23 protein-coding genes are annotated in these 25274 nt (G+C 62.0%); 2 read left to right on the top strand and 21 right to left on the bottom strand.

The window, feature by feature from the left end; all coding sequences use genetic code 11:
- Positions 1-25: 25 nt before the first annotated feature.
- A complete protein-coding gene (locus CS919_RS03440; protein WP_099298102.1) occupies positions 26-1789 on the top strand; it encodes an AMP-binding protein in 1764 nt (587 codons plus the stop codon).
- Positions 1790-1796: 7 nt separating this feature from the next.
- On the opposite strand, the gene CS919_RS03445 is transcribed toward CS919_RS03440, so the two are convergent.
- The 21 genes from CS919_RS03445 to dacB form a co-directional block, all read right to left on the bottom strand.
- Positions 1797-3236, bottom strand: a complete 1440-nt coding sequence (locus CS919_RS03445) for a type III PLP-dependent enzyme domain-containing protein (RefSeq protein WP_099298103.1) — start codon at positions 3234-3236, stop codon at positions 1797-1799.
- Between the two features lie 16 nt (positions 3237-3252).
- Positions 3253-4776: an FAD/NAD(P)-binding protein gene (locus CS919_RS03450; RefSeq protein ID WP_159460948.1), complete on the bottom strand. Its 1524-nt coding sequence runs from the start codon at positions 4774-4776 to the stop codon at positions 3253-3255.
- Positions 4764-5798, bottom strand: coding sequence for a pyridoxal-phosphate dependent enzyme (locus CS919_RS03455; RefSeq protein WP_099298105.1), 1035 nt, complete (start codon positions 5796-5798; stop codon positions 4764-4766). Before CS919_RS03455 ends, CS919_RS03450 begins: the two co-directional genes overlap by 13 nt.
- A 96-nt stretch (positions 5799-5894) precedes the next feature.
- Positions 5895-7106: an acyl-CoA dehydrogenase family protein gene (locus CS919_RS03460; RefSeq protein ID WP_099298106.1), complete on the bottom strand. Its 1212-nt coding sequence runs from the start codon at positions 7104-7106 to the stop codon at positions 5895-5897.
- Between the two features lie 51 nt (positions 7107-7157).
- Positions 7158-8576 carry an acyl-CoA dehydrogenase family protein gene (locus CS919_RS03465; RefSeq protein ID WP_099298107.1) on the bottom strand — a complete coding sequence of 473 codons (1419 nt, stop codon included), beginning with the start codon at positions 8574-8576 and terminating at the stop codon, positions 7158-7160.
- 291 nt (positions 8577-8867) lie between these two features.
- Positions 8868-10490 carry a lysine--tRNA ligase gene (lysS, locus tag CS919_RS03470; RefSeq protein WP_099298108.1) on the bottom strand — a complete coding sequence of 541 codons (1623 nt, stop codon included), beginning with the start codon at positions 10488-10490 and terminating at the stop codon, positions 8868-8870.
- A gap of 69 nt (positions 10491-10559) precedes the next feature.
- Positions 10560-11765 carry a globin domain-containing protein gene (locus CS919_RS03475; protein ID WP_099298283.1) on the bottom strand — a complete coding sequence of 402 codons (1206 nt, stop codon included), beginning with the start codon at positions 11763-11765 and terminating at the stop codon, positions 10560-10562.
- Between the two features lie 57 nt (positions 11766-11822).
- A complete protein-coding gene (locus tag CS919_RS03480) occupies positions 11823-12305 on the bottom strand; it encodes an RrF2 family transcriptional regulator (RefSeq protein WP_099298109.1) in 483 nt (160 codons plus the stop codon).
- Positions 12306-12407: 102 nt separating this feature from the next.
- Entirely contained in the window at positions 12408-12833 is a 426-nt protein-coding gene (gene panD / locus CS919_RS03485) for an aspartate 1-decarboxylase (protein WP_099298110.1), read from the bottom strand.
- A 56-nt stretch (positions 12834-12889) separates the two neighbouring features.
- A complete protein-coding gene (gene panC / locus CS919_RS03490) occupies positions 12890-13852 on the bottom strand; it encodes a pantoate--beta-alanine ligase (RefSeq protein WP_099298111.1) in 963 nt (320 codons plus the stop codon).
- Between the two features lie 5 nt (positions 13853-13857).
- The gene (locus CS919_RS03495; RefSeq protein ID WP_099298112.1) at positions 13858-14769 is read right to left on the bottom strand and encodes a Rossmann-like and DUF2520 domain-containing protein; all 912 of its coding nucleotides are present in this window, start codon (positions 14767-14769) and stop codon (positions 13858-13860) included.
- Positions 14770-14798: 29 nt separating this feature from the next.
- Positions 14799-15953 (bottom strand): DUF6779 domain-containing protein, encoded by a 1155-nt coding sequence (locus tag CS919_RS03500; protein WP_099298113.1) that lies wholly within the window; start codon positions 15951-15953, stop codon positions 14799-14801.
- A complete protein-coding gene (locus CS919_RS03505) occupies positions 15950-16435 on the bottom strand; it encodes a DUF3180 domain-containing protein (RefSeq protein ID WP_099298114.1) in 486 nt (161 codons plus the stop codon). Before CS919_RS03505 ends, CS919_RS03500 begins: the two co-directional genes overlap by 4 nt.
- A gap of 5 nt (positions 16436-16440) precedes the next feature.
- Positions 16441-17034, bottom strand: a complete 594-nt coding sequence (folK, locus tag CS919_RS03510; protein WP_234990792.1) for a 2-amino-4-hydroxy-6-hydroxymethyldihydropteridine diphosphokinase — start codon at positions 17032-17034, stop codon at positions 16441-16443.
- A gap of 10 nt (positions 17035-17044) precedes the next feature.
- Positions 17045-17413, bottom strand: a complete 369-nt coding sequence (folB, locus tag CS919_RS03515) for a dihydroneopterin aldolase (protein ID WP_099298115.1) — start codon at positions 17411-17413, stop codon at positions 17045-17047.
- Between the two features lie 33 nt (positions 17414-17446).
- Complete coding sequence (folP, locus tag CS919_RS03520; RefSeq protein ID WP_099298285.1) at positions 17447-18331, bottom strand: dihydropteroate synthase; 885 nt, start codon at positions 18329-18331, stop codon at positions 17447-17449.
- An 80-nt stretch (positions 18332-18411) separates the two neighbouring features.
- The gene (gene folE, locus CS919_RS03525) at positions 18412-18996 is read right to left on the bottom strand and encodes a GTP cyclohydrolase I FolE (RefSeq protein WP_099298116.1); all 585 of its coding nucleotides are present in this window, start codon (positions 18994-18996) and stop codon (positions 18412-18414) included.
- Positions 18996-21452 carry an ATP-dependent zinc metalloprotease FtsH gene (gene ftsH / locus CS919_RS03530; RefSeq protein WP_099298117.1) on the bottom strand — a complete coding sequence of 819 codons (2457 nt, stop codon included), beginning with the start codon at positions 21450-21452 and terminating at the stop codon, positions 18996-18998. Before ftsH ends, folE begins: the two co-directional genes overlap by 1 nt.
- 58 nt (positions 21453-21510) lie before the next feature.
- Positions 21511-22137 carry a hypoxanthine phosphoribosyltransferase gene (gene hpt / locus CS919_RS03535; RefSeq protein ID WP_370551560.1) on the bottom strand — a complete coding sequence of 209 codons (627 nt, stop codon included), beginning with the start codon at positions 22135-22137 and terminating at the stop codon, positions 21511-21513.
- A 17-nt stretch (positions 22138-22154) separates the two neighbouring features.
- Positions 22155-23255: a tRNA lysidine(34) synthetase TilS gene (gene tilS / locus CS919_RS03540; protein ID WP_099298118.1), complete on the bottom strand. Its 1101-nt coding sequence runs from the start codon at positions 23253-23255 to the stop codon at positions 22155-22157.
- A gap of 10 nt (positions 23256-23265) precedes the next feature.
- Positions 23266-24666, bottom strand: coding sequence for a D-alanyl-D-alanine carboxypeptidase/D-alanyl-D-alanine endopeptidase (gene dacB / locus CS919_RS03545; protein ID WP_099298119.1), 1401 nt, complete (start codon positions 24664-24666; stop codon positions 23266-23268).
- 113 nt (positions 24667-24779) lie between these two features.
- Between dacB and CS919_RS03550 the strand changes: the two genes are divergently transcribed.
- On the top strand, positions 24780-25262 hold the full coding sequence (locus tag CS919_RS03550) for an inorganic diphosphatase (RefSeq protein ID WP_099298120.1): 483 nt from the start codon (positions 24780-24782) through the stop codon (positions 25260-25262).
- Positions 25263-25274: the final 12 nt, after the last annotated feature.

Genomic DNA, 25274 nt, shown 5'->3' on the forward strand with positions numbered 1-25274 from the left:
CGTTCATTTGCCACAAGGAAATCCATTGAGTAATTCACCCCAGTCCCCCGCTCTTTCTCCCAAGCAACTGGCCGGTAGCACCGGAACGCTGGCAAAGGGACTGTTGCCACTGTTCCGCTCGGGCGTGCTCGGCCCCATCAACCCGCTGGCTCTGGGCAAGGTCGGCAAGGGCGTAGCGCAGTGGCGTTTCCTGCCCACCGGACTGCTGGCCATCGCCGCAGCACGGGATCCTTTCCACACCGCCATCGTCGATGACGGCGGATCCATCACCTATCAGGAGCTGCATGATCAGGTAAATAACCTGACCCGCGCCCTGTTCCGCTCCGGCGTGCGCGAGCGCATGCGCATCGGCGTGCTCTCCCGCAACCACCGCGGTCTCATCATGGCGCTGTGCGCCCACGGCCGCTTGGGCACGGACATCGTCCTATTCAATACCGGCGCCTCCGCCGAGCAGACCCGCGCGGTACTCAAGGAACATAAGATCGACATCCTGTTCATCGACGAGGAATTCATCCCACTGCTCCCCAGTGATTTCGAGCAGTGCCCCGTGATCGTGGCCTGGGAATTCGGCGATACTGGCGGCTTTACCCGCGAGCAGGAGGCAGCGCTGAAGCCTGCGTCGAACATTCAAGACGCGATTGACAGCGGCAACTACGCCACCCGGCGCGAAGAGTGGGCCAGCCTGCACCAGGTGCTGCGCACGGCTCCGGCCAGCCAGGACTTCCCCAAGTTCCCACGCATGGGGCGCACCATCATCCTGACCTCAGGCACCACTGGTACGCCGAAGGGTGCGCGTCGTCCGGAGCCAAAGTCCTACATGCCGGCTTCCAGCATCATGAGCCGTATTCCGCTGCGTCATCACCGCCCGGTTTTCCTGGTCGCGCCAATGTTCCACACCTGGGGTTTCGCGCAGATTCAGCTCGCGCTTGCCCTGCGTAACACCATGATTTTGCAGCGCAAGTTTGAGCCGGAAGCAGCGCTGAAGCTCATCGAGAAGACTCGCCCCTACGCCATCGCCATCGTGCCGACGATGCTCAATCGCCTGCTGCGCGTCACCCCGGACAACTTCGATTCCGGCGTGAAGGTCATTGCCACCTCTGGCGAGGCGCTGCCTCCGAAGGTGCTGGAGCAGACCTTTGAGAAGTTCGGCGATGTCCTCTACAACCTCTACGGATCCACCGAGGTCAGCTGGGCATCTATCGCTCGTCCGGAAGAGATGAAGAAGCACCCGCGCACCGCGGGCAAGCCGCCGATGGCCACCACGCTCAAGATTCTTGACGACGATGGAAACGAGCTGCCGGATGAGGAAATCGGTCGCATCTTCGTGAAGAACAACATGCTATTCGAGGGCTACACCCGTCCCGGCACCGATAAGGAAATCATCGACGGCATGGTGGCCACCGGCGACCTCGGCTACTACAAGGACGGATTGCTGTTCATCTCCGGACGTGGTGACGACATGATCGTCTCCGGCGGCGAGAACGTCTACCCGCAGGAAACCGAAGACGTCATCAACGCCTTTGATGAGGTGGAAGAATCCGCTGTTCGTGGCGTGGAAGACGAGCAGTTCGCGCAGGCTCTGTGCGCCTGGGTTGTACTGCTGGGCCGCTCCGCCGATGACATCTCCGAGGAAGAGAAGAACGAGTTCATCGAGAAGGCTAAGTCCGCCACCAAGCAGAAGCTGGCCCGCCACAATGTGCCGCGCTACTTCGTGTTCTTGGACAAGCTGCCACGCAACGCCGTGGGCAAGGTGGTTCCTCGCGAGTTGCCGCAGCCAGATGCCCAGTAGCGTCTAGTCAGTTAGCTCCATCGATCGCGTCCTGGAAAAACTCCAGGGCGCTTTCCTGTTTGCACACCACGTTGTTGGCCAGCGGAATCTGGTGCGAGGCGCTCTCCAAGATGTGCATGAAGTAGCCCGCAGTATTGGGGATCGCCACGCAGTCCCCGGGTGCCACGCCCTCGGGGAAGGTGAGCCTGCGCCAGATGATGACTTCGTCCTCAATGCAATAGGCGCCCACCAGATAGCACGCGCGGCCCCGGTTGCTTTTGCGCACATCCTCAGCGTCATCAGCGCCTTCGGCAGCGCGAGTGGTGGGCACCACCAGCGGATCCAGCAGGATATCGTCCGAAGTGGTCTTGCACTGCGTGCGGTTCATCTCTAGCCCTACCAAGTCCACGCCGTCACTGCGCTTCTTCACGAAAGCCACCCGCGCGAGGATCACTCCGCCACCGTCCAGCAGGCTCCGCCCCGGCTCCAGGTGCAGCGCTAGTTCCCTACTGTTCAGAGCATCTGCCGCGTTCCCGTACCCTGGAATGTCCCCGTCGAGAAGCTCCTCCAACCAGGCTCCCCGCGTAGGTGTCTGATGGAACGGATACGTAGTAGCCAGTGGGTTGTCTTTCCACGTGCGCAGCTGCGTGGGCTTTCCCTCCACGGCGAGCTGTCGCTGCTTCGTGAACTCCTCCCATTCGTCCGCGCTGTCCAAGTAGCTCATGGGCACGCCACCACCGAGGTCGATGAACGTCGGCCGTTGCCCTTGTTCGCGCAGCTCGTCGATGACCTCTAGGCAATCTGCGAGCACAGCCCGACGGTCCGATTCGGCGTATCCGTGCAGGTGAGCGTGCACGCCCACCACGTCCACATGCTCTTTTTCCTTTCCGACGCTACCTCGAATCCATTCCTGTGCCACCTCACCGAAGCGTGTGGGCGGCAGCCGCTGCGGATCCGGAGCGATTCGCGGAGCCACCTGAGCTCGCACATTCTGCCCCTCCGCGTTCAAGGCGACTGTGTGCGCAGCAATTCTGTCAAGCTCTGACAGAGAATCCGTGGAGATCGTCACTCCTTGTGCGATAGCGAATTGCAACAGTGCATCGGGCTTGATCGCCGCGCTGAGAATGATCCGCTGCGGCTCCACACCCATCCCCAGCACCTGCCGCAGCTCGCACTCGCTAGCCACATCGATGCCGTGCCCCGCATCCCTCGCGGCCTCCACGAAGCCCAGTGCCTTGTTCGCTTTCCGCGCAAAAAACACACGCACGTCCACCCCTCGCGATACGCCCGCATCCACCAGCTCTGCAGCATTGCGAGGCAACACGGCAGGAAACACCACGTTCACCGGCGAGGCGTACTGCTCCATCAGCGCGGCACACTGCTGCGGATCGGCGAGAAGCTCGGTCATCCACGGCTCAAGCCGAGCGGTCAAGGGTGGCTGCCCACGGGTGGGAAGTGGCTTAGTCATGTGTTGTGGACCTTTCTCAATTCACGTGGTGGCGTAAGGAATCCGCCCAGGCGGGGATGGTGGAATGCAACGTTCTGCTGAGTGTATCCAGCCCCAAGACAGTGTCCTCCGCATCCCGCCCCACCACGGCTAGGCCACGCTGCCCGGGTACGGATGCGTCCGGGTTCACGTCCAGTCCGCGCGCGGATCCATCGGCGCCGCGCCGGATGCGCGCATAGCCGCGCTGCACCAATTGCTCAGCCAGGCTGCCGGAAACCACGCCGGGTGGCGGGATCACGGCATCGATCACGCCGTGGACATCTTGGGATTCAGCGGAATCTGGGGTGAGCCAGGCGTCGAGAATCCAAGGCTTGCCCATCCACTCCACCCGCACCAGGCCTGCTTCAATGACCGCCAACAAGATCTCCGCAGTCTCCGCCGGCGGACCAAAAGCCACGCGTTCGAGGGTACGGGCCAGCGTGCCGAAGCCGGGGAGATCGTCGCGGCCCGCGAAGCTCGCGCGCGCAACAATGTGTGGGTAGAGGCGCCGCCAGGCCTCACCGATTGCCCAGGCCGCGCCCGGTGGTCGTTGTCCATTGGCGACGTCAATGCTCACCCGCAGCTCCGCCACCGGATCGCCAGTTGCATCTTCGCCGGTCAGGACGCTGTACAGCTCGGCGCGGTCCGTCTCCACCCCTGCGGCCTGCAGGAAATCTGCCGCAGCATCAGCCAGCACGTCCTCGAGCTCCGCGAGAGTCGTGCAGCGCTCGATGCATTGGCCGTATTCGGGGAGCGCGGGCAGGGCGATTCCATCCAGAGCGGTGCCCGGTACGGCTTTGACCTCCATGAACCGTCCAGAGCGATTGACCGGATTCAGGATCGGTTCACGCCCGCTGGGGGTATACGTTCCCGCAGCGTATAAACCGCCGCGGCCGAGGGTGGCGGCCAGCATCACGTCGATAAACGTCAGCGCGGCCCCGCGCACGCCGATAGTCCCGCCGTCTGGAACCTGCCAAAGCTCCTTAAAAACCCGCGAACCCTGCAATGCTCCCTGCCACGCTTGAGCATGACCAACGGTCACGAGGACATAGTCGTAGAGTTCGTAAGCTTGATCGGCTTCCGGGTAGGCTGCGGAGATTTTCCACTGCTCTTGCCGCGTATCGTCGGCACGGCGAATATCCGTGACGTGCTTGCGGACGTGCCGTATTCGGACGGTCGGTGGTGCATGGCTGACTTGCCATGCCCAGGCATCGCCGAGATACGCCCCCACGACGCGACGCGGAGGAAAGTGCCCCGGATCCAGGGGCAATCCTGCCTTCCGCTTGGAATCGCGCCATTCCACGAAACTCCCCATAGCCGTGGTGATGCCCTCGGCACGCAAGTTCATCAGCCAATACGCGGGCTGATCAGTGCGATATACCCGGCCTGCCCCACAGGTGAGTTCTGGTTCCCACACATCAATGTCCAACGCAGGAAGTTCCTCCGCCCGCGCCGCGAGCTCCTCGATCGCCCACAGTGCACGCGGCCCTCCCCCGATGATCGCGAGCCTTAGTGCGCCCACTGCTGCACCCTCCGCTCGCACTCGGCGGGATCCATCTTCAGGTTGTCTTCCACCCAGGCATCGTCGTAGACGGTCTCTAAGTAGGCAGGTCCGGAATCGTGAAGGATCACCACCACGGTGGCACCCGTGCCTAGCTCTTGTTCCAGCTGGTCGGCGATCTGCCCCAGCGCAGCGATGACCGCCCCTCCCGAGGCTCCGGGAAGAATAGATTCGGCACGAGTCAGCGCCCGCGCTCCGATTACCGCCTGCTCGTCGGGGACACGAATGATGCGGTCAGGGGTGACGTCGGACGAAAGATCCGGAACCGCACCGGCACCGTAACCGGGGAGCATGCGCGGCCCGCGCGTGCCGCCGAACAACACCGAACCTGCGGCGTCTACACCGATGACCTGCGTGGATGCGCCGATCCTGCGGACATGCTGCAAACAACCGCCAATGGTTCCCGTAGTGCTCATAGCCACCAGCACCGCCGCAGGTGCGCCTCCTAGCTGTGCCACGATCTCGCTCATAGTGCCGTGATCGTGAGCATCGAAGGCCGCGCGACTGGAATACTGATCCAAATTGATCGTGCGGGGATCCGCTGCCACCAGCTCCGCGACGCGCTTGCGCCGAGCAACCAACCAATCGCCGGTCTCTGCATCCGGCTCGGCCACGATGTCGATGGTGGCTCCCAGTGCGCGCATCGTCGCCAAGGTGGTGCGGTTGGCCCGAGGATCCACCACGCAGGTGAACGTCCATCCACGGCACGCGGCTTGGCGGGCCAGCGCCACACCCAGATTGCCGGAGCTGGATTCCACCAGGTGCACGTCCGGAGAATCCGGAATGAGCCCGTTCTGTACAGCCTGCTCGATGAGCGCTTTGGCCGTGCGATCCTTGGCCGATCCCCCGGGATTGAACTGCTCTAGCTTGGCCACGATGCGCAAAGAGCTGGCTGGCAGGAGGTTGCCTAAATCAACCAACGGAGTGTTCCCCGTGAGTTCGAGGAAGTCCGTGGCGATGGGCGATTCTGGGCTGAAGGTCATGATTGTCTAGCTTAGTAGCAAAATTTGCATAACGAACGAAGAAGCCGCCCGGAGTGATTTCGGACGGCTTGTACGTGTATGAACGCTAGGAAGTAATTACTTCAGCTGCGCGGAGGACAAGCCCAGCTCACGGCGTGCCACGATGAGCTGCTGAATCTGCTGGGTGCCTTCGAAGATGTCGAGGATCTTAGAATCGCGTGCCCACTTCTCCAGCAGGTCACGCTCGGAATAACCGTAAGCGCCTGCCAGCTCCACTGTGCGTAGGGTCAGGTCGGTAGCCATGCGACCAGCCTTTGCCTTGCACTCGGAAGCTTCCTTGGAGTTAGGCAGCTTGTTGTCTGCCATCCATGCTGCACGCATGGTCATCAGGTAAGAAGCCTCCCAGTCGGACTCGAGGCGAACGTACTCAGCGGCGGCAGCAGACTGTGCCCATGCTGGAGCGTCGTAGTCGATCTCGATGCCTGCGTCGGTGAGGATCTCGCGGAGCTTCTCCAGCGAAGCGCGAGCCACACCCACGGCCATAGCGGCAACCATTGGACGGGTGTTGTCGAAGGTCGCCATCACTCCGCCGAAGCCCTTCTTGGTGTCCACCTCTGGGGAACCGAGCAGGTTCTCCTTAGGGATGCGCACGTTGTCCAGGATGAAGTGAGCTGTGTCGGAGGAGCGGATGCCGAGCTTGTGCTCCAGGCGAACCAGTTCGAAGCCTGGCGTATCGCGCGGAACCACGAAGGACTTGATCGCTGCGCGGCCAGCGTCCTTGTCCACGGACGCCCACACAACCACGTGGGTGCAGCGCTCGCCGGCGGTGACAAAGATCTTCTCCCCGTTGAGGACGTACTCGTCGCCGTCCAGCTTTGCGGTTGCAGCAACGGCTGCGGAGTCAGAGCCGAACTGAGGCTCAGTGATGGCCATGGAAGCCCAGATCTTGCCGAATCGCTCGAGCTGCTCGTCGGTGGCCACAGCTGCAACAGCTGCGTTGCCCAACCCCTGGTAAGGGATGGACAGGGTCAAGCCAACGTCACCCCAGCAGGTCTCAAGGACGTTGAGGACGGCGGCCATGTTGCCGCCGTTCTTGACGCCTTCCCGCTGCTTCTTGTTGGCATCAGCGCGGCCGCCGGAAGCGCCGGCCATGGACTGACCTGCATCGGCCATACCCTCAACGAGGGATGCCATGGTGTCCAGCTCCACTGGGCGCTCGTGCTCAGCCAGGTCGTACTTGCGAGAGATTGGGCGGAAGATTTCGGAGGCAGCCTGGTGCGCCTGGTTGACTCCCGCCTTCAGACGCTTGGGAAGTTCCAGATTAATCATGAATGTTTCCTCTTAACGGATCGTCTTTGTGAATTGACTTGATGTGGCGGGTTAGAGAACCACGACGCCCTCTGCGATGCCAATGGCACGCAGATCGCGGTACCAGCGTTCAACTGGGTGCTCCTTGGTGAAGCCGTGTCCACCGAGCAGCTGCACGCCGTCGAGGCCGAAGATCATGCCCTTGTCGGATGCGTAGCGGCGAGCAAGTGCTGCTTCGCGGTGGTAGGACAGACCCTGGTCCAGGCGGGAAACGCCGCGGAGCAGGAGCAAGCGCAGGCCGTCGAGCTCGATGCGGATGTTGGCAACCATGAAGGCCACTGCCTGTCGGTGAGAGATTGGCTCGCCGAAGGCTTCGCGTTCGTTGACGTACTTCTTGGTGTATTCCAGCACTGCTTCGCCGGTGCCGACTGCCAGTGCAGCCCAGCCCAGACGGGAGCGGCGGATGATTTCTGCGTACTGCTCGGTACGGTCTTCGTCGGAAACCTCGGTGCCACCCAGCAGATTGGCAGCAGGAATGCGAACGTCCTTGAGCAGGAGGCGACCCAGTGCGGCGCCACGCAGACCCATGGATGGGTCAGCTTCCACAACTACGCCTTCGGTATCGGACTCGACGATGGCGAAGGTGTTCACGCCATCCAGCTCCACTGCGACGACGAACAACTCTGCTGCGCCGGCGTTAGGCACCATGGTCTTGACACCGTTGATGACGATGGAATCGCCATCGCGCTTGGCAGAGGTCTGCAGCACGAATGGGTCGAACAGAGGGCGCGCCTCGGAAACAACCACGGCTGCGGGTGGAACGGACTCGCCTGCGAAGGATGGCAGGTAGGTCTTCTGCTGTGCATCGTCACCATAGTTGGTGATGACGTTTGCCACGCCGGCTGGCGCCAGGATGGCAACTGCCAGGCCCATGTCGCCGTAGGACAGAGCCTCGGCGATCAGCGCGCCGGTGGTAGCGCCGGAAGCGGTGGCGATGCCTTCGTACTCTTCAGGAAGGTTAACCAGTGCGACACCCAGCTCTGCAGCGGTGTCCAGCAGGCCCTCAGCAGGCTCGGACTTCTCGTTGCACTCGGAAGCCACCGGGCGCAGGCGCTCTTCAGCGAACTCGCGCACGGCCTCGACGATCATCTGCTGATCTTCGGTTGGGTTCAGGTCGAATGGAGCGCGACCTGGCTTTGGTGCCTCGGTGGTTGTCGGCTCGTTGTTCTCGTCAGTGGTCTGGGAAGGCAGGCGCACTGGCTTGCCGGAGCCCTTGATCTTCTTGAACTGACGGTTCACGGCACCGAGGGTGCGCATGCCGGTCTTCGTGGATTCGTACGCCACGCGATCAACCCTGGGTCCCAAGCCGTACTTATCGGCCAGTTCGGATCCGGTAAAGCGAGTGAGGTAACGCATTGCGGTTCCGATTGCGTCCCGCTTGATGCCATTCAGGCCGGGAGTCGAATCGTTCCGTCGATTACGGTCGCTCATGCTGTGCGGCCACCTTTCAATGGTTCTTCTCTTTGTACTGTTGGAGCGGTGAGTATTACCCGCGCGACCGAAAGTACGGCTACGCGAATACATATGTCGTTAGCATAAACCAGTTTAGACCCACTAATAAGCCAAAACTGCCTTTGGATTACCTTCAAGAACAATAAAACCCCACTGAACAGACGGTTTCACCTAGAGCAGGGGGATAAAAGTGGGGTGCTGCAAAGTTGATCCCAAAGTGTGACGCGCGCTACTTAACGCGCGGCACCACACTCAGAGCTCAATCGCGCGTTAGCTTTCGCGCTCAGGGCGCACCATGGGGAACAAAATGGTCTCGCGGATGCCCAGCCCGGTCAGCGCCATGAGCAAGCGATCGATGCCCATGCCCGTACCGGAAGTCGGCGGCATGCCCTGCTCCATGGCGGCCAGGAAATCTTCATCCAGCACCATGGCTTCGTCATCGCCACCGGCGGCAAGGCGAGCCTGATCCTCAAAGCGGGCACGCTGGATGACTGGGTCGATCAGCTCGGAGTAACCGGTAGCCAGCTCGAATCCGCGAACGTAGAGGTCCCACTTCTCGGTCACGCCCTCCTTGGAGCGGTGATCGCGAGTCAGCGGCGAGGTCTCGACGGGGAAGTCACGGACAAAGACCGGCCCATCCAGCTGGTCTACGCAGAGCAGCTCCCAGATCTCTTCGACGAGCTTGCCGTGTCCCCAGCCGCCCTTGGCAGGAACGCTCAGCCCGATTTCCGCGGCGATAGCCTTGAGCTCCTCCACGGTGGATTCGGTGGTGACTTCCGGCTGACCTGGGAACTTGCGCTGCAGAGCTTCGTTGAGCGAAGGGTACATTTCCATGGTCTTCCACTCGCCGCCGAGGTCGTACTCGGTGCCATCCACCAAAGTCACCGTGGTGGAACCGAAAACGTCCTTGGCGATGTACTGGATCATGTCCTGATGCAACTTCGCGCCGTCGTCGTACGTGCCATAGGCCTGGTAGGTCTCCAACATCGCGAACTCTGGGCTATGTGAAGAATCCACGCCCTCGTTGCGGAAGTTGCGGTTGACCTCAAAGACTCGGTCGATGCCGCCCACCACACAGCGCTTGAGGTAGAGCTCCGGCGCGATACGCAGGTACAGATCAATGTCCAACGCGTTGGAGTGAGTCTCGAAAGGACGTGCCGCAGCGCCACCATGAAGGGTCTGCAGCATCGGAGTTTCCACCTCGAGGAACCCGCGGGACTCGAGGAAGTTGCGCAGGGAACGCATGACCTTGATGCGGGTCATCGCATTGTTCCGAGCCTGCTCACGCATGATCAGGTCCGTATAGCGGTGGCGGATGCGCGTATCCTCAGACATTTCCTTGTGCGCCACGGGCAGCGGGCGCAAAGACTTAGACGTCATGGACCAGCGCTGCGCCATCACGGACAACTCGCCGCGCTTAGAGGCAATCACTCGACCTTCGACGAACACCATGTCGCCCAAGTCCACGTCCGCCTTCCAAGAGGCCAGCGCTTCCTCGCCCACCTCAGCCAGAGAGAGCATGACCTGCAACGCAGTGCCATCGCCATCCTGCAGCGTCGCAAATGCGAGCTTGCCGGTGTTGCGGACGAACATCACGCGACCGGCCACGCCCACAACCGTGTCGGTCTCTTCCCCGGGTGCCAATTCGATGAGTGCATCGTCTTTCTTTTCGACGCCAGTCTCATCTCCTCCAGCAGCATTCTCCGATTCTTCAGGATTAACCACGATCCAGCCTGCGCGGATCTCCGCGAGGGTGTGAGTCCGGGGCACCTCGACGGGATACGCATCGCGTCCGGATTCGAGGATCCGGTCGCGCTTTTCTCGGCGGATGCGCAGCTGTTCCGGCAGGTCGTTTGCAGAATCATTGCTGGGGTTCTGGGATGCATCAGTCACGGTAGTCAAGGATACTGCATCGCTAGACACCCTCTAACCCCGCCGTAACTATGCAGATCAGAGCCTCGGCTAGCTGATTAGCCAGTCGTTCGGGCTGAACAGCTCAAAGTGAATGCTGGTGGGAATCAGCGTTTCCTTGTTCTCTTCCAGCTGATCGCGGATGTCTTGCAGGAAGCCGCTGCCTCCGCACAGGTACCACTGGGCGCCTGCGGGCACCTGGCCATCCCTGTTCATCTGGCTGAGATCGAGCATCTCGTTGTTGTCGCGGTAGGCAGTGATGTGAGTGGCACTGCCATTTTCTGCCAGGGCGGCAACGAGATTATCGGTGGCATCGCGCTGAGCGTAATCGTCAGCGGTGGCGTCGGCATGAAGAACAACAACATCCCGCGCGACCTGGTCCTTGTTGGCAACCAGGTGAGCCAACATCCCGGTCATCGGAGTGGAACCGATTCCCTGGCTGACCAGTACGAGAGGCGCGGTGTTCTCGTCCAAGACGAGATCGCCGGCGGGGAGGGTGGCGTCCACGGTATCGCCAACGTTGACGCGCTCCAGCAGAAAGTTCGAGACCTCGCCATCTTGCTGCACGGCGATGGAGAACGTCTCTGCATCCGTGGCGGTCAGGGAGTACTGACGGAGCTGGCGGGCGCCGTCGTCCAGCTTGACGCCAATGGAGGTGTACTGGCCGGGAAGCGCCTCATCAAAGCCCTGACCAGCGAAGGTGTACTGAGTGACGCGGCTGCTCAGCTGGGTCTTTTCCTTCAATTCCGCCTTGATGAACACGTCGCCGGCGTCCACACCGGCGGAAGCGTAGAGATCCTTTTCGAAGTCGATGAGGACCTTGGCCATGAGCCAGTAAACCTCATCCCAGGCTCCGGCGACCTCAGGCGTGACTGCATCGCCGAGGACCTCCACGATTGCGGCGAAGAGGTTGTCATGGACGATCTGGTACTGATCTTCAGTGATGCCCAGCGAAACGTGCTTGTGGCCGATGCGGGAAAGCATTTCTACGGGATCAGGGGCGTTTTCATCGACGAGCATGGCCGCGAACGTGGCGATGGAGGCAGCGAGAGCCTTCTGTTGCTCGCCGGAGCGCTGGTTGCCGCGGTTGAAGGTATCCGCGATGAGCTCGGGGTGGTTGGTGAACATCTTGTTGTAGAAGATCGGGGTGATGTTGTTGATGTTCGCGCCAATGACAGGCAGGGTTTGGCGGATAATCTCCGCGTTGGACTCAGACAGTGCAGTGCGGTTGGTGTTCGGAGCTTCCTGAATGAACATGTGGTTCGTCTCTTCCGGGGTCAGCACCGCTCGCACGTGAGGTACGGGGCTAGTTGTCTAGCTGGTTCGCACCTTCGGCAGGCCGAGAGGAGCAGAGGAACCGTGGGTGTCCTCAGAGTTAGGTTGCGCTGCCGCACGTGTGACGCGAACCAGATCCTCGATGGTGTCACCATCTAATTCCACGAAGAAGGCCTCGCGCGCTGCCGCCAACCGATGGCGCAACGCACAGTTTCGGGAAGCCAGCGGACACGGCTTATTGCCTTCACAGTCCACTACTTCCCCAGGGCCTTCCAGTTCTCTAAGGATCTGCCCCACGCTTGCCCCACGGGCAGTGTCCGGCAGATACACCCCACCATTTCTTCCGCGAACGGAAGTCACCATGCCCATGTCCACCAGCTTGGCGGTCACTCGCGCAAGGTGGTTGTCCGAAGCGTTGGTGGCCTGTGCCAATGCAGAGATCGTGAGGCGCTGCCCTTCCGGCAGATCTCCCAAGATCATCATGGACCGAAGTCCAAGATCAGCAAAGGTGGTCAGGTGCATGGTTTAAGCCTAAGTCTCAGAGGTTAAAGATGTAAGTAAGATACACCTTTAATTTGGGTGAGTTGCATCACCTCAAAAGGTGCAGGTTAATTAACGCTCACACTAGTCTTCAGAATCGTCCGGATGGCGAGGATTCAGCAATCCAGATCCCTCTGGCGCATGCGCAGGATCTTCCCCGGATTCCAGCTGCTTGTTGTCCTCATCCACGAAGATCACGTGCGGATGATAATTCTTGAGATCCTCCGCCGTGAACTGCGCGTATCCGATGATGATCACGAGGTCACCCGGGCTGATCAAGCGTGCAGCCGCGCCGTTAATGCCGATCACTCCGGTACCGCGGTCGCCGGCGATGACGTAAGTGGTCAGGCGGTTGCCGTTGTTGATATCGACGATGTCGATCTGCTCTCCCTCGAGCAGATCCGCGGCATCCATCAAGTCAGCGTCAATGGTGCAGGACCCCACATAGTGGAGGTCTGCTTGGGTGACGGTGGCTCGGTGGATCTTGGATTTCAGCATGGTGCGCAACACGTCGCCATACCTTACCCTGCAAGTCGCGAACGGGAAATTCCAGCCAGGAGCCGCGCCTAGCCCTCGCCCTCGCCCTCAATATTCTTAAACCCAATCCCCAACGGCAGGTTCACGTTGTCAATGAGCCGAGTGCTCCCCACACGCGCCGCCACCAGCAACCGTGCATCCCCCATCTCCGGCGGCTCGCCCAGGTCAGCACCACGCAGTTCTAGGTAGTCCAGCTCAATCTCCGGCACCGATTCAATGATCTCTCGCGCCGTAGAAAGCACCTTCTCCGCTCCGCCCTCAGCCACAAAAGCACCCGCCGTTAGCGCCGCGGACAGCGTCAATGCGAGCTCCCGGTCTGTCTCCGACAAGTACTGGTTCCGCGAACTCAGCGCCAACCCGTCCTGCTGCCGCACAATCGGCACGCCATGAACGGTCACTCCCATGTTGAGGTCATTGACCATCTGCTGAATGACCATCAGCTGCTGGTAGTCCTTCTCCCCGAAGTAGGCGTGATCGCAGTGCGTGATCTGGAACAACTTATTCACCACGGTCAGCACGCCAGCAAAATGCGTCGGACGGAAAGCGCCCTCCAAGATCGCACCGATCGCACCCGGTTGCACGGTGGTGCGCGGGCCGTTGGGGTACATCTCGCGGGCGTTGGGTGCGAACACCGCGTCCACGCTTGCGGCGCGCAATTTTTCGACGTCAGCCTCCAGCGTCCTGGGGTAAGCGTCCAGGTCCTCACCTTCGGCGAACTGCAGCGGGTTCACGAAGATGCTCACCACCACCACGGCACGCGGCATGCGCTGAGCTGCCTTAACCAGGGAAAGGTGGCCTTCGTGCAGCGCACCCATGGTCGGCACCAGTGCCACCGGGCGGCCTACTTTGCGCATGGCGCGGGTGAGGGTGCCGATCTCCTCGATGGTGTTGAACACCGTGGCTTGCCCGGGCGTGAACGAGCCCTGGTCAGAGCCTCGGTCTGCGCCCAGCTCGGGGGTTGAATCTTGCTTCGCCGACTGCGTATTTCCCATGCCGGTTAGCGTAGTCGCATGCTCATCTCAGCGAGAACCCGCTCTACCTCTAGCGAGTGCAGCATCTGCGCGGTGCGCTCGGCCATGGGGATGTAGGCGCCGGTGAAGTTCGCCGCTGCGGAGTCTTTCTCTAGCGCGCGCAGAGCCTCGATGTGGCGCATCACTGCGGGGGCATCGTCGCGGGCAACGGGCCCGGTCAGGCCGTGCATCCGCTGGCTGAGCGCTTTGTCCACGGCCACGGGCACGATGGTGCGCAGCAGTGTGGCGGATTCTGGGGTGTGTGGGGGCGGTCCCGAGCTGGGATCTTCGGCTAAGACGTGGTCCAGCATGCGTTGGGCGTCGGACAACAAGGTGACCACGTAGTTGGCCGCATAGGAAATGGCGGCGTGGTACGCGGGGCGTTTGGCTTCCGGAACGTGCACGGCCACCCCACCCATGGAGCTAACCAGCAGCTCGGCGACCATATTTCCAGTCTCAGAATCGGCGGTCACGCCCCATGCGCAGCCCATGAGGTGCGTGGTGTCATCGGCATTTCCCGCAAAAGTCATCACGGGATGCAAGGCCAGTGGCAGTGCCCCGGTGTCCGTGATGGGCTGAAGAATCTCGCACCCGTGCGCGCCGGAGGTGTGCGCCACCATTTGTCCATCGCGGGTGATGGCGGCGACTTGCTCGATGACCTCGTCCAGCACCGTATCCGGCACGGCGATGATCACCAGCGCGGCCTGCGCGGCTTCCTCCAGCGACACGATTGCCGTGTTAGGCAAGCGCTCAGCCACTCGCGCTCGCGAGGCATCTCCTCGCGCCACGATCCCGTGGATGTGGTGCCCGGCAGCTGCCAGCCGTTCAGCGACTGCGGTCCCCACCGCGCCGCCGCTGATCACGCCCACGGACAGTCGCGGTTGTTGCATATCGTCCATGTTGAGTGCTTCGCGCCTCGTGTCCCCGTTTACTTTTCTTTAAAGCGAGCCATGAGCTCGGCCACGGTCAGGCCGCCGGATTCATCAGCGCGACGACGTCCGTGTGCGGTGTCCTGTGCGTCTTCTTCCTTTTTCCGACGCCGACCGCCACCCTGACCACCCTGACCAGCCGGCTTCTGGGGTGCGGCGGATTCCGCGGCATCGGCACGACGGCGCCCACCGGTGTGGGAAGTTTCCAACGGTGCGCTGTGGCGGGAATGCGCTGCGGTATCTGCAGAAGGAGTGGCTGCTGCAGGAGCGGACACAGTAGCCGGAGCGGATGCAGACTTAGAAGCCGAAGTGCCGAAAGAGGAAGCGGGAGCGCTTGGCTTAGGCTCGTCTTCCATCGCGGTGGTGTCTACCACCAGTGGCAGCTGCGTGGTCTCCTGCGTGTCTTGTCCGTCCCAGCGCACGGCAGCGAAAGAGCCGGTGGAGAAGCTGGTGGTCGCCTTGCCGTGCTTGCCCTTGGGTGCTGCAGATGATGCAGCGCTGGAGGCCGATGCCGCCGCAGGACGGGAAGCAGCAGAAGCTGCTGGCTTGGAATCCGGCACAGGTGCGGACTGTGGCTGTGCCGGTGGCGTGCTGGTGCCGCCCAGCTCGCGGACGCGCTCAGCGCGAGCGTGCACGGAAGCCTGCTCTTCTCCGTAATCACGTCCAGTCAGGCTGGTCAGCTGCGAACGCAGCACGACCAGCTCTTGGCGCAGCTGCTCCAGGTGCTCGTCGCGCTGATCCCGCATGCGCTGTTCGTAGCTGGATTCCAGCATGGCCTCACGCTGCTGGTGTTCGGACTTCTCGCGGCGCAGCTCGGAGGTGTGCATGCGCTGCATTTGGCGGTTGCGGTCCCGCTCCGCGGTCAGCGCGCTGGAGTAACGGCTGACCAGAATAGCTCCCAACACAGCGGCCCAGAGTGCCGCGATCACGGCGATCTTCAACCAGAAGTCTGAGTCCATGAACAGCATCAGGAGGCTGGCCACCACGGCCAGGATCAGCAGTCCGAACATCAGCAGCTTGGACATCCGCCCTTCGCCCTGCTCGGCGGAGCCGCGACGTGAATCTCCGGAGCGATCGCGGGTCGAGGACTCGTCGCGGAGCTCCCGCGAGGGCCGAGCCTGACGATCATGCTGAGGTTGAGGCTGAAAACTCATGCGTTCAGCCTACCTTGCGCAGGTGGATCCATTGGCGGAGCCACGCAACCTCGTTCCAACCACGCCCCAGCAACCGCCGCGCACACGCCACCGACCACGCCGCCAATCACGCCTGGCACGTCATCAGCCGCCGCCTGCAAATGTCCCGCGTTCAACAGCACGTGGATACCAATACCTGCATAGACTCCGCCCAGCACAGCTCCGATCCACGCCACGGCCTGACCAATGAGCATCCATTGCGCCACCGTCAGCGGGCTCATCTGGCTACTGTCTTGCCCAATTTCCCCCTCGTCAATCCGCTTGCGCACCATCCACCCCATCACAGCGCAGGCCACGGCAAAGACAAACAGGAACACGCACGCGGTGAGCTCAATGGGCGGGAAGGAACCATAAAAAGCCCACGTGGCAGCCCATGCGATCACCACGGCGATCCCCGTGCCCCATGCCAGGGCACTCAGCGGTGTGGGCTGCATTTCCTTCATGGCTACTACCTTAAACTCCCGCGAGACAGCCGAACATCCCACTGCGCAGATTCCACAGCCTGCACGCCGGCCACCTCCTCCTGCTCCGCGGCAGCCAGCTCCTCCAGCCACTGGTGCACTCCCCTGCCCTTGAGCGTCACCCCGGGCGCGCCCGCCAGCTCGAGGTCAGCCCATGGCACCAGCACAAACGCTCTTTGATGCGCGTACGGGTGCGGCACAATCAGCTCCTCACCCCAGGCTCCGTCGGAGGTGATGGGGACAGCGGTGGCGTCAGAAAGAAAAGAAAACAATGCCAGCACATCCACGTCCAGGGTGCGCGGGCCCCACCGCACGTCGCGCACGCGCTGCGCAGCCTGCTCCACGTCTTGGCAGGCATGCAAAAAGTCCAAAGGTTCCAGTTCGGTCTCCACTGCGATGACGGCATTGCGGAACTCGTCCTGCTCGTAGACTCCCCACGGCGGCGTGGCGTACATCCGCGAATGCTCCACGATCCGCCCCGCCCCGGAGTCTTCCAGCAACGAGGCTGCGCGCACCAGCTGAGCATCGACAGAAGCCACCTCTCCCGGCATGTTGCTGCCGAGTCCCACGAACGCCAACACCAGCTGCCTCCTACTTGTTCTTGTAGGAACGGCGCGCCACCACGCGCACGTCGGCAAACGGGTAGTCGATTGGTGCCTGGGGCTTATGCACGGTGACCTCCACGGCCATCGCCCCGTCCAGCTCGATGATCTTGTTCGCGATGTTGGTGGCCAGGGTCTCGATGAGATCGTTGCTCAGCCCCTGTACCAATTCCACGGCAATGTTGGCCAGATCCACGTAGGAAATGGTGTCTGCGATGGAATCCGAGTTGGCGGCGTGCGAGAAATCCGTCCACACCACCATGTCCACCAGGAACTTCTGCCCGGTGTTCTTTTCGTGCTCATAGACGCCGTGGTAGCCATAGGCTTCCAGTCCGATGAGTTCGATGCGATCTGCCACGGTGTGCTTCTCCTCGCGTGAATTGGTTGGTGGTTAGGTTACGGTGCGCCGGGCTCGCCAGGTCTCATCGACCTCCGGTCCTTTGCCCGACGCCAGCGCGTAGGCCACGTCCACTGCCGCCCGATTCTGGGCAACTTTATGGACCCGCACCGCCCACGCTCCAGCGTGCGCACTTAAGGCAGAGACGGCTGCGGTGGCATCATCAGCCGATTCCGGGGTCCCCGGTTGTCCATCCGCACCCGGGCGCAGCGCGGTCAAGAAGCGCTTGCGCGAGGCCCCCACCAGCACCGGATACCCCAGATCTGCAATGGCCTTCACTGCACCCAGCAGCGCCCAATTATCCTGCGGGTTCTTGGCAAAGCCAATACCGGGATCCAGAATCAGCTTGTCCGGGGACACACCCGCGGCCAACGCGGCGTCCGCCCGGTCTTGCAGCCAGTCACGCACGTGCTCCACGATGTCCTGGCCGTGATAGCGGTATCCCTCCGCGCCAGCAAAGCTCTCCGCGTTCCAGTGCATGAGGCACAGCTGCGGGGATTGTCCGTCTGGGGTGGTCACGCTGGCTGCGACCTCCAGCATGTCCTCGTCCGCGAGGCCACCGGAGACGTCGTTGATGATGTGCGCGCCAGCTTCCACGGCGGCGCGGGCGGTGGACGCGCGCATGGTATCCACGCTGATCAACACGCCATTTTCTTCCACTGCGGGGTGCGCGCGGAGTTGCTGCACTACCGGCACCACGCGGCTTTGTTCGCGCTCCGCGTTCACTCGGGTGGCACCGGGGCGGGTGGATTCCCCGCCGATATCGATGATGTCTGCGCCCTGCTCAATCATCGCCAGCGCGTTGCGCACGGCGGTTTCTGTATCCGGGTTGGCCCCGCCGTCGGAAAAAGAATCTTCCGTGACGTTGAGGATGCCCATCACCAGCGTGCGGGAGGGCACGCCGGGTGCAGTTGCGGCGGGATCTACAGCATCGGCTCCCAAGGAGTTGTTCGGTTGTGTCACTTGCCGTCTCGAATGAGGTTGAAGGCCTCGGCGCGGGTCGCCGCGCTGGATTCCAGCACGCCGCGAACGGCGGAGGTAATGGTGTTGGCTCCTGGCTTGCGAATGCCGCGCATCGCCATGCACAAGTGCTCGGCCTCGATGACCACGATGACTCCGGCGGGATCCAGGCGTTCCATCAACGCATCTGCCACCTGGGTGGTCAGGCGCTCTTGCACCTGGGGGCGCTTGGCCATGCCGTCCACCAAGCGGGCCAGTTTGGATAGCCCGGTGACCTTGCCGTCCTTGCCCGGGATGTAGCCAATGTGTGCGGTACCAAAGAAGGGAACCAAGTGGTGCTCACAGGTGGAGTAGAACTGAATGTCCCGCACCATGACCATCTCCCTGTGGTCCTCTCTGAAGGTCTTGCTGAGGACCTCAGTGGGGTCTTCGTAGAGGCCAGAGAAGATCTCTTGATAAGCGCGAGCCACGCGAGCTGGGGTTTCCTGCAGACCTTCGCGGTCTGGATTTTCGCCTACTGCGATCAGCAGTTCCCGAATAGCTGCTTCTGCGCGCTGCTGGTCAAACTCAGGACGTGACTCCACTACTTCTCCTCATTCTTTCCATCACCGTCGCGATAAGTCTCGCGGTCTCCGTAACCATCACCTTCCGGCGCCCGGTGCTTGTGCGTTCCTTTTTGGCGCGGGGTTTCCCACGGGAAGGTCTGCTTCGGCGGCTCGCTGCGCGGTGAGTCATTGCGTGGTGAGTCGCTGCGTGGTGAGTCATTGTGAGGCTGCTCGTTGCGCGTCACATCCTCACCGTTCCGACGCTTCACCGGGGCATCGTCCGAGGTCCACGGGTTGTCCGGCTGCTCGTTGTCCGGCAGGCGGAATCCGCGCTGCTCGCTCAGTGGCACGGCCTTGTGTTCTGGCTTTCCGTTGTTCTGCCCTGGCTGCCCATCGGTGCCACCCCACAAGTGATCGTGGTGATCGCCAGAACCCCGCGATGCCTTGTCGGCTTCCTGGGCTTCGCGCAAGCTGCGCTTCTGTTCTTCCTTGCGTCGTTCGATGCGTGCCCGGCGCGCTGCGGAGAAGAAGTCGTTGCGCTTCGGTGGCTCCTCGCCGCGCTCCTTGGCCAGCTCGGTTGGAGTCTTGACGGGCTCGCGGTAATCCCGCGGGCGGTCCACGTCTTGGAACGGGAATACGTCGGAGATTTCGCGCAGCTCGATGCCCTCGAAGATGGCCTCCAAGTCCGGGCGGCGCAGAGTCTCCTTCTCCAGCAGCTTCTGCGCCAGAGTGTCCAAGTACTCGCGGTTATCCCGCAGGATGGCATAGGCGGTGGCCTGCGCCTTATCCAGCAGTGCGCGCACTTCGTTATCGATCAGTGCCGCGACTTCCTGGCTTGGGCGAGACTCCCCTCCACCTTGTCCGCCTTGTGCGCGGAAAGGATCGCCGCCGTCAGTGCCGTACTTCACCGCACCAATCTTGGGGCTCATGCCCAGCTCCATGACCATGGCGCGCGCAGTGTTGGAGGCCATCTCGATATCGGACGATGCGCCGGAGGTGGGGTTACCGAACACCAGCTCCTCAGCCGCGCGGCCACCCATGGCAAATACCAAGCGAGCGAACAGCTCAGAGCGGTTATACATACCCTTATCGTCTTCTGGCACCGTCAAAGCGTGGCCACCCGTGCGGCCACGGGCCAAGATGGTCACCTTGTACACGCGGTCAATATCCTTCAGAGCCCATGCTGCTAGGGCGTGTCCACCCTCGTGGTAGGCCGTAACCTTCTTCTCCTGCTCGGAGATGATCTTGGTGGAACGGCGTGGTCCACCAATCACGCGGTCGGTGGCTTCTTCCAGTGCATCGCCAGTGATGACGTTGCCGTCCACACGGGCGGTCAGGAGCGCGGCCTCGTTCAGCACGTTCTCCAAGTCTGCGCCGGACATGCCAGCGGTGCGCTTGGCCAGAGACTTCAGATCCACGTCTGCGCCCAACGGCTTGCCCTTAGCGTGCACGCGCAAGATCTGCTCACGGCCGGACAGGTCCGGGTTGCTCACTGGGATCTGACGGTCAAAACGGCCCGGGCGCAGCAGCGCAGGGTCCAGGATGTCCGGACGGTTGGTCGCGGCCATAAGGATCACACCTTCGCGGTCACCAAAGCCATCCATCTCCACCAGCAACTGGTTCAGGGTCTGCTCGCGCTCGTCGTGTCCACCGCCCATGCCGGAGCCGCGCTGGCGACCCACGGCGTCGATCTCATCCACGAAGATGATGCACGGGGAGTTCTCCTTGGCCTGCTTGAACAGGTCGCGCACGCGGGACGCACCCACGCCCACGAACATCTCCACGAAGTCGGAGCCAGAGATGGAGTAGAACGGCACGCCAGACTCGCCAGCCACCGCGCGGGCCAGCAGGGTCTTACCCGTTCCGGGAGGGCCGTAGAGCAATACGCCACGGGGAATCTTGGCGCCCAATTCCTCATAGCGCGCAGGGTTGGACAGGAAGTCGCGGATTTCGTCGAGTTCCTCGACTGCCTCGTCCGCACCGGCAACATCGTCGAAGGTGGTGTCCGGGTTGTCCTTGTTCAGCTCCTTGTGCCGGGACTTGCCCATGCCGAATGGGCCGCCCATGCCGCCGCCGTTCATGCGGCTCATCAGGAACAGCAGCAGTCCCATGATCAGAACCAGCGGCAGGAACATCATCAGCAGGGAGCCGAGGAAGCTGTCCTGTGTGACGTTGGTATTGAACTTCTCCGCCCCAGAGTCCTGGACGGCAGTGAAGATCCGGTCCCCTGTGCGAGCCGGGTAGCTGGTGATGATCTGCTCGATGCCATCCTTCCCGTCCAGGGAGATGGAATCCTTGAGCTTGATTTCCAGTTGCTGCTCGCGGTCGTTGATCTGCACCTCAGAGACGTTCTTGTCCTTGAGCTGTTCCAACGCCACTGAGGTTTCGACCTGCTCGTACCCGCGGGTGCTATCCGTGAGCACGGAGAAGGTGTAGATGCCGATGAGGATGGCGGCGACGATTCCCGCGATCCTCAGCACTTTCGTCTTATCCATAGTTCCTGTCGTTAGGTAAAAAGGCGCTGCTGGTTTTTATACCGTTGTGTGCTTGTGTCTACTGGTACACGCGCGGGCGCAGCGTACCCACGAATGGCAGGTCGCGGTAGCGTTCCGCGAAGTCGAGTCCGTAGCCCACCACGAATTCGTTGGGAATATCGAATCCCACCTCGGCGAGGTTTTCGATGTCCACCTTCACTGCATCGGGCTTTCGCAGCAAGGTCACCACGGACAGGCTGCGGGGCTGGCGGTTGCGCAGGTTCTTCATCAGCCAGGACAGGGTGAGTCCGGAATCGATGATGTCTTCCACAATCACCACGTCATGATCGCGGATGTCGCGGTCCAGGTCCTTGAGGATGCGCACCACGCCGGAGGAGCTGGTGGAGTTGCCGTAAGAGGATACGGCCATGAATTCCAGCTGGGTGGGCACGGACATCTCGCGGGCGAAGTCGGTGATGAAGAAGACCGCTCCCTTGAGCACGCAGATCAGGATGAGGTCCTTATCGGAATCCTTGAACTTCTCCGAGGTGGCCTGTGCCAGCTCGCGAATGCGCGCATCCAGCGTTTCTTTATCGATCAGCACGCTTTCCAGATCGTCCCCGTAGCGGTTTGCGGGCACGTCGAAGTTCTTTTCGCTCAGCAGGCTGGTGCTGGGCAGGTTGGTGCTGGGCTTGTTGCTGGGCATATCCGTCAACCCGATCCTCATTGTGTTTCTTTGTGGCGTGCAATCACGTCGAGAAATAGCTGCCTGTTCTGGCGGCGCACTACCAATCGATGCGTGGTGCGCCTCGCTGGGTTCATTGTAGGCCAGTGGGTGGGCCAGGGGACAGAGACGGGTCCTTGTCCTCTCCAAGCGATCACCAGCGCGTCAATCGCCTCCATGTGCGCATTCGTCAACGGCCCCACGTGTTCGCCGAGCCATGCGCGATAGATCCGTCGCCTCACTGCGGCCAGCTCGGTGGCGATGGTTCGGCAATCCAGTGGTGCTGGTTGATCGTTTTTATCCGACGCCAACCTCTCCCCTCCCCGCTGGTCCTCCATAGCCTGCAGCTGGTGGCGAGCGAGCTGATCCAGGGCGGTGGCGTCGTCCCGCAACAAACGCGAGGACACGGCGAGGTTGTCTACCACGGCCTCCCCGAGGATCGCCCGCATCTGCGGGAGCAATTTGGTGCGGATGCGGGAGCGAAGGTAATCGGCGGATTCGTTGTGCGGGTCCACCCAAAAGTCCAGCTCGGCGTGGTGGCAGGTGCGTTCGGTGTCTGCTCTCGTGGCGTGGAGTAAGGGTCTACCCACCCAGCCGGCACCGGAGTGCACGGCGGGGTGTTCGGTGGTCAGGGCGTGCATGCCGGCCAGTGAATCGGTGCCGGAGCCGCGTGCCAGCGCAAGGAGAAAACCTTCCGCGTCATCGGAGGCGGTGTGAGCCACCAGCACGCCGCGCCCCTCGGCTACCTGCCCAAGCGCTTGATACCTGGCAGCCCGAGCAGGCCCTTCACCGGTTTCTGCAATGTTCACCGTCACCACGCGCGAGCGCGCTCCCAGAGTTTCAGCCTGCTGCGCGGCCCTAGCGGCCACGTGAGCGGAACCGACTTGCAGCTGGTGGTCAACCACTACGGCTTCCACGTCCAGCCCGGCGCGAATTGCCGCGTGCACCAAGGCCAAGGAATCCGCGCCACCGGATAAGCCCACCACCACGGATTGCGGATTGCTACCTGTGAGCTGCTCGTGAATGCCGGGATGTTCGCGCTGCACCCACTCCAGCCAGCGCTGGGTGTGGGCGGCGGTGGAGATATGCGGGCGGCTCATGACCTAGCGTTTAGGCATCCCGCAGGGAGTTGGCCAGGCGGTCCAGGGCTGCCCTAGAGGCGTCTATGTTTTCGCCGGTGGCCAGGAACGCGAAGGTCAACACGCGGCCGGACGTGGTGGTGATGGTCCCCGCCAGAGTATTGACGCCAGACAGTGTGCCCGTCTTCGCCCGTACCCAGCCAGCGGAATCTTCTGCGCCACTTCCCGTGGCGTAGCGGTTGACCAAGGTGCCGTCCACCGCAGAGACCGGCAACTGCTCCAGCAGTGAGTGCAGATCGTGGTTGGAGAGCACCTGATCCAGGTGGTGCGCGCTGAGTCGGTTGGACGTGCTCATTCCGGAGTTGTCCTTGAGCACGGCCTTGTCTAGATCCACGCCGTGGTCTCGGAGCACAGCAAGGGTGGATTCGGTGGCGCCCGCGAACGTCCGCGGCGCGTCCTGAGATCCCGCCACCTCGCGCGCAATGGCCTCGGCCAGCAGGTTGTCCGAGTGCACCAGTGTGTCATGGATGCGGGTGTTCAACGGAGCCGATTCCACCCCGCCCAGCCAGGTCAGATCCTCAGGCAGAGAATCCTGGGCGTTGCCGTCCACGGATGCCGTCATCGGGGTGGCGGCGGTGGCGTTTTCCACATCGATGGTCACGTCACTAAGGCCCAATTGGCCCGCGAGGACCCGGGCGGCGTCCTTGCCTGGCTCGGTAGAACGAGGCGAATAAGACTCGGTGGGGTTGATGCGACCAGCGTTCAGCATCACGGAATCCAGGTTGGTGACGTTGCCACCGGCGATGTCATCTGTATCCCACGTGGAGTTGAACAGGTCGCCCTCGCGCACGGAGTTGTCCACCACGATGTGATCGATCTTCTGCCCCTTGATCTGCGGGCGGATCTTGTCCGTCAGTTCGCGGACACTGGTCGCATCGCTAAAAAATCCCTTGCCGGGTTCTGCGGACAGGGTGATATCTCCCTCGCCCACCAAGATCAGCTCCCCTGGACGGCGCTGGACCACGTAAGTTTCCAGGCGCTCGTCGTCATCCAGCGCCAAGGTGGCCGCACCCGTGGTGACCACCTTGGTCACGCTGGCCGGGGTGCGCAGTTTGTCCTGGTCTTTTGCCCACAGCGTCTCCCCGGAGGCCAAATCCGTGACCTCAGCGGTCAGCTCACCGAGTGCTGGATCCTTCGCCGTACGGGCCACCGCGCTGTCCACGTCCGGCAGCTCACCGGCCCCACCGGTGGAATCTTCCGGCGCTTCCAGCACCGGCTGCGCCGAGGTGTGCTCGCTGCGCGGTGCTGCCTGCACCTCGTAGCGGTTTGCCGCGTGCCAGAGCAGCCCAGCTGCCACCACGAGGGCAACCACCACGAGGAAAATCGTGACGGCTATCCACCAACGGGTGCGGGATGTCTTCTGACTACTCACAACAAGCCACTCTAGCGTTGCCTCCTTATCTACAGGTGCAAGGGAGACACGATAAGATAGGCGCGTTGTTTAATTAATTCACTACGAGTATCGCGAAGGGTGGCGCTTTAACCATGAGCTCCAACAGCATCGAAGTAACCATCGAAATCCCCAAGGGCTCCCGCAATAAGTACGAGGTTGACCACGAGACCGGCAAGGTCTACCTGGACCGTTACCTGTTCACCCCGATGGCTTACCCAGCTGACTACGGTTTCATCGACCACACCCTGGGCGAAGACGGCGATCCTTTGGACGCGCTGGTCATCATGCCTGAATCCGTGTTCCCCGGCGTGATCGTCAATGCGCGCCCAGTTGGCGTGTTCAAGATGACCGACGAGGCCGGCGGCGATGACAAGCTGCTGTGTGTCATCGACGACGTCCGCTTCGAGAGCTACCAGGACATCGAGGACATCGATCAGTTCACCCGCAACGAAATCGAGCACTTCTTCGTCCACTACAAGGATCTGGAGCCAAACAAGGAAGTTTCCGGCTCTGGCTGGGGCAACAAGGCCGAAGCGCAGAAGATCCTCGACGAGGCTATCGCCCGCTACAAGTAGGCCCTCGCCTGT

The sequence above is a fragment of the Corynebacterium dentalis genome (genome assembly GCF_900232865.1).
GTDB lineage: Bacteria > Actinomycetota > Actinomycetes > Mycobacteriales > Mycobacteriaceae > Corynebacterium > Corynebacterium dentalis.

Coding starts and splice junctions, on each gene's coding strand:
- CS919_RS03445 (WP_099298103.1), bottom strand. CDS start 3,236: ATGACTAAGCCACTTCCCACCCGTGGGCAGCCACCCTTGACCGCTCGG.
- CS919_RS03455 (WP_099298105.1), bottom strand. CDS start 5,798: ATGACCTTCAGCCCAGAATCGCCCATCGCCACGGACTTCCTCGAACTC.
- CS919_RS03460 (WP_099298106.1), bottom strand. CDS start 7,106: ATGATTAATCTGGAACTTCCCAAGCGTCTGAAGGCGGGAGTCAACCAG.
- CS919_RS03465 (WP_099298107.1), bottom strand. CDS start 8,576: ATGAGCGACCGTAATCGACGGAACGATTCGACTCCCGGCCTGAATGGC.
- CS919_RS03475 (WP_099298283.1), bottom strand. CDS start 11,765: ATGTTCATTCAGGAAGCTCCGAACACCAACCGCACTGCACTGTCTGAG.
- CS919_RS03480 (WP_099298109.1), bottom strand. CDS start 12,305: ATGCACCTGACCACCTTTGCTGATCTTGGACTTCGGTCCATGATGATC.
- panC (WP_099298111.1), bottom strand. CDS start 13,852: ATGGGAAATACGCAGTCGGCGAAGCAAGATTCAACCCCCGAGCTGGGC.
- CS919_RS03495 (WP_099298112.1), bottom strand. CDS start 14,769: ATGGACGATATGCAACAACCGCGACTGTCCGTGGGCGTGATCAGCGGC.
- CS919_RS03500 (WP_099298113.1), bottom strand. CDS start 15,953: ATGAGTTTTCAGCCTCAACCTCAGCATGATCGTCAGGCTCGGCCCTCG.
- CS919_RS03505 (WP_099298114.1), bottom strand. CDS start 16,435: ATGAAGGAAATGCAGCCCACACCGCTGAGTGCCCTGGCATGGGGCACG.
- folP (WP_099298285.1), bottom strand. CDS start 18,331: ATGGGCATCCTCAACGTCACGGAAGATTCTTTTTCCGACGGCGGGGCC.
- ftsH (WP_099298117.1), bottom strand. CDS start 21,452: ATGGATAAGACGAAAGTGCTGAGGATCGCGGGAATCGTCGCCGCCATC.
- hpt (WP_370551560.1), bottom strand. CDS start 22,137: ATGCCCAGCAACAAGCCCAGCACCAACCTGCCCAGCACCAGCCTGCTG.
- tilS (WP_099298118.1), bottom strand. CDS start 23,255: ATGAGCCGCCCGCATATCTCCACCGCCGCCCACACCCAGCGCTGGCTG.
- CS919_RS03550 (WP_099298120.1), top strand. CDS start 24,780: ATGAGCTCCAACAGCATCGAAGTAACCATCGAAATCCCCAAGGGCTCC.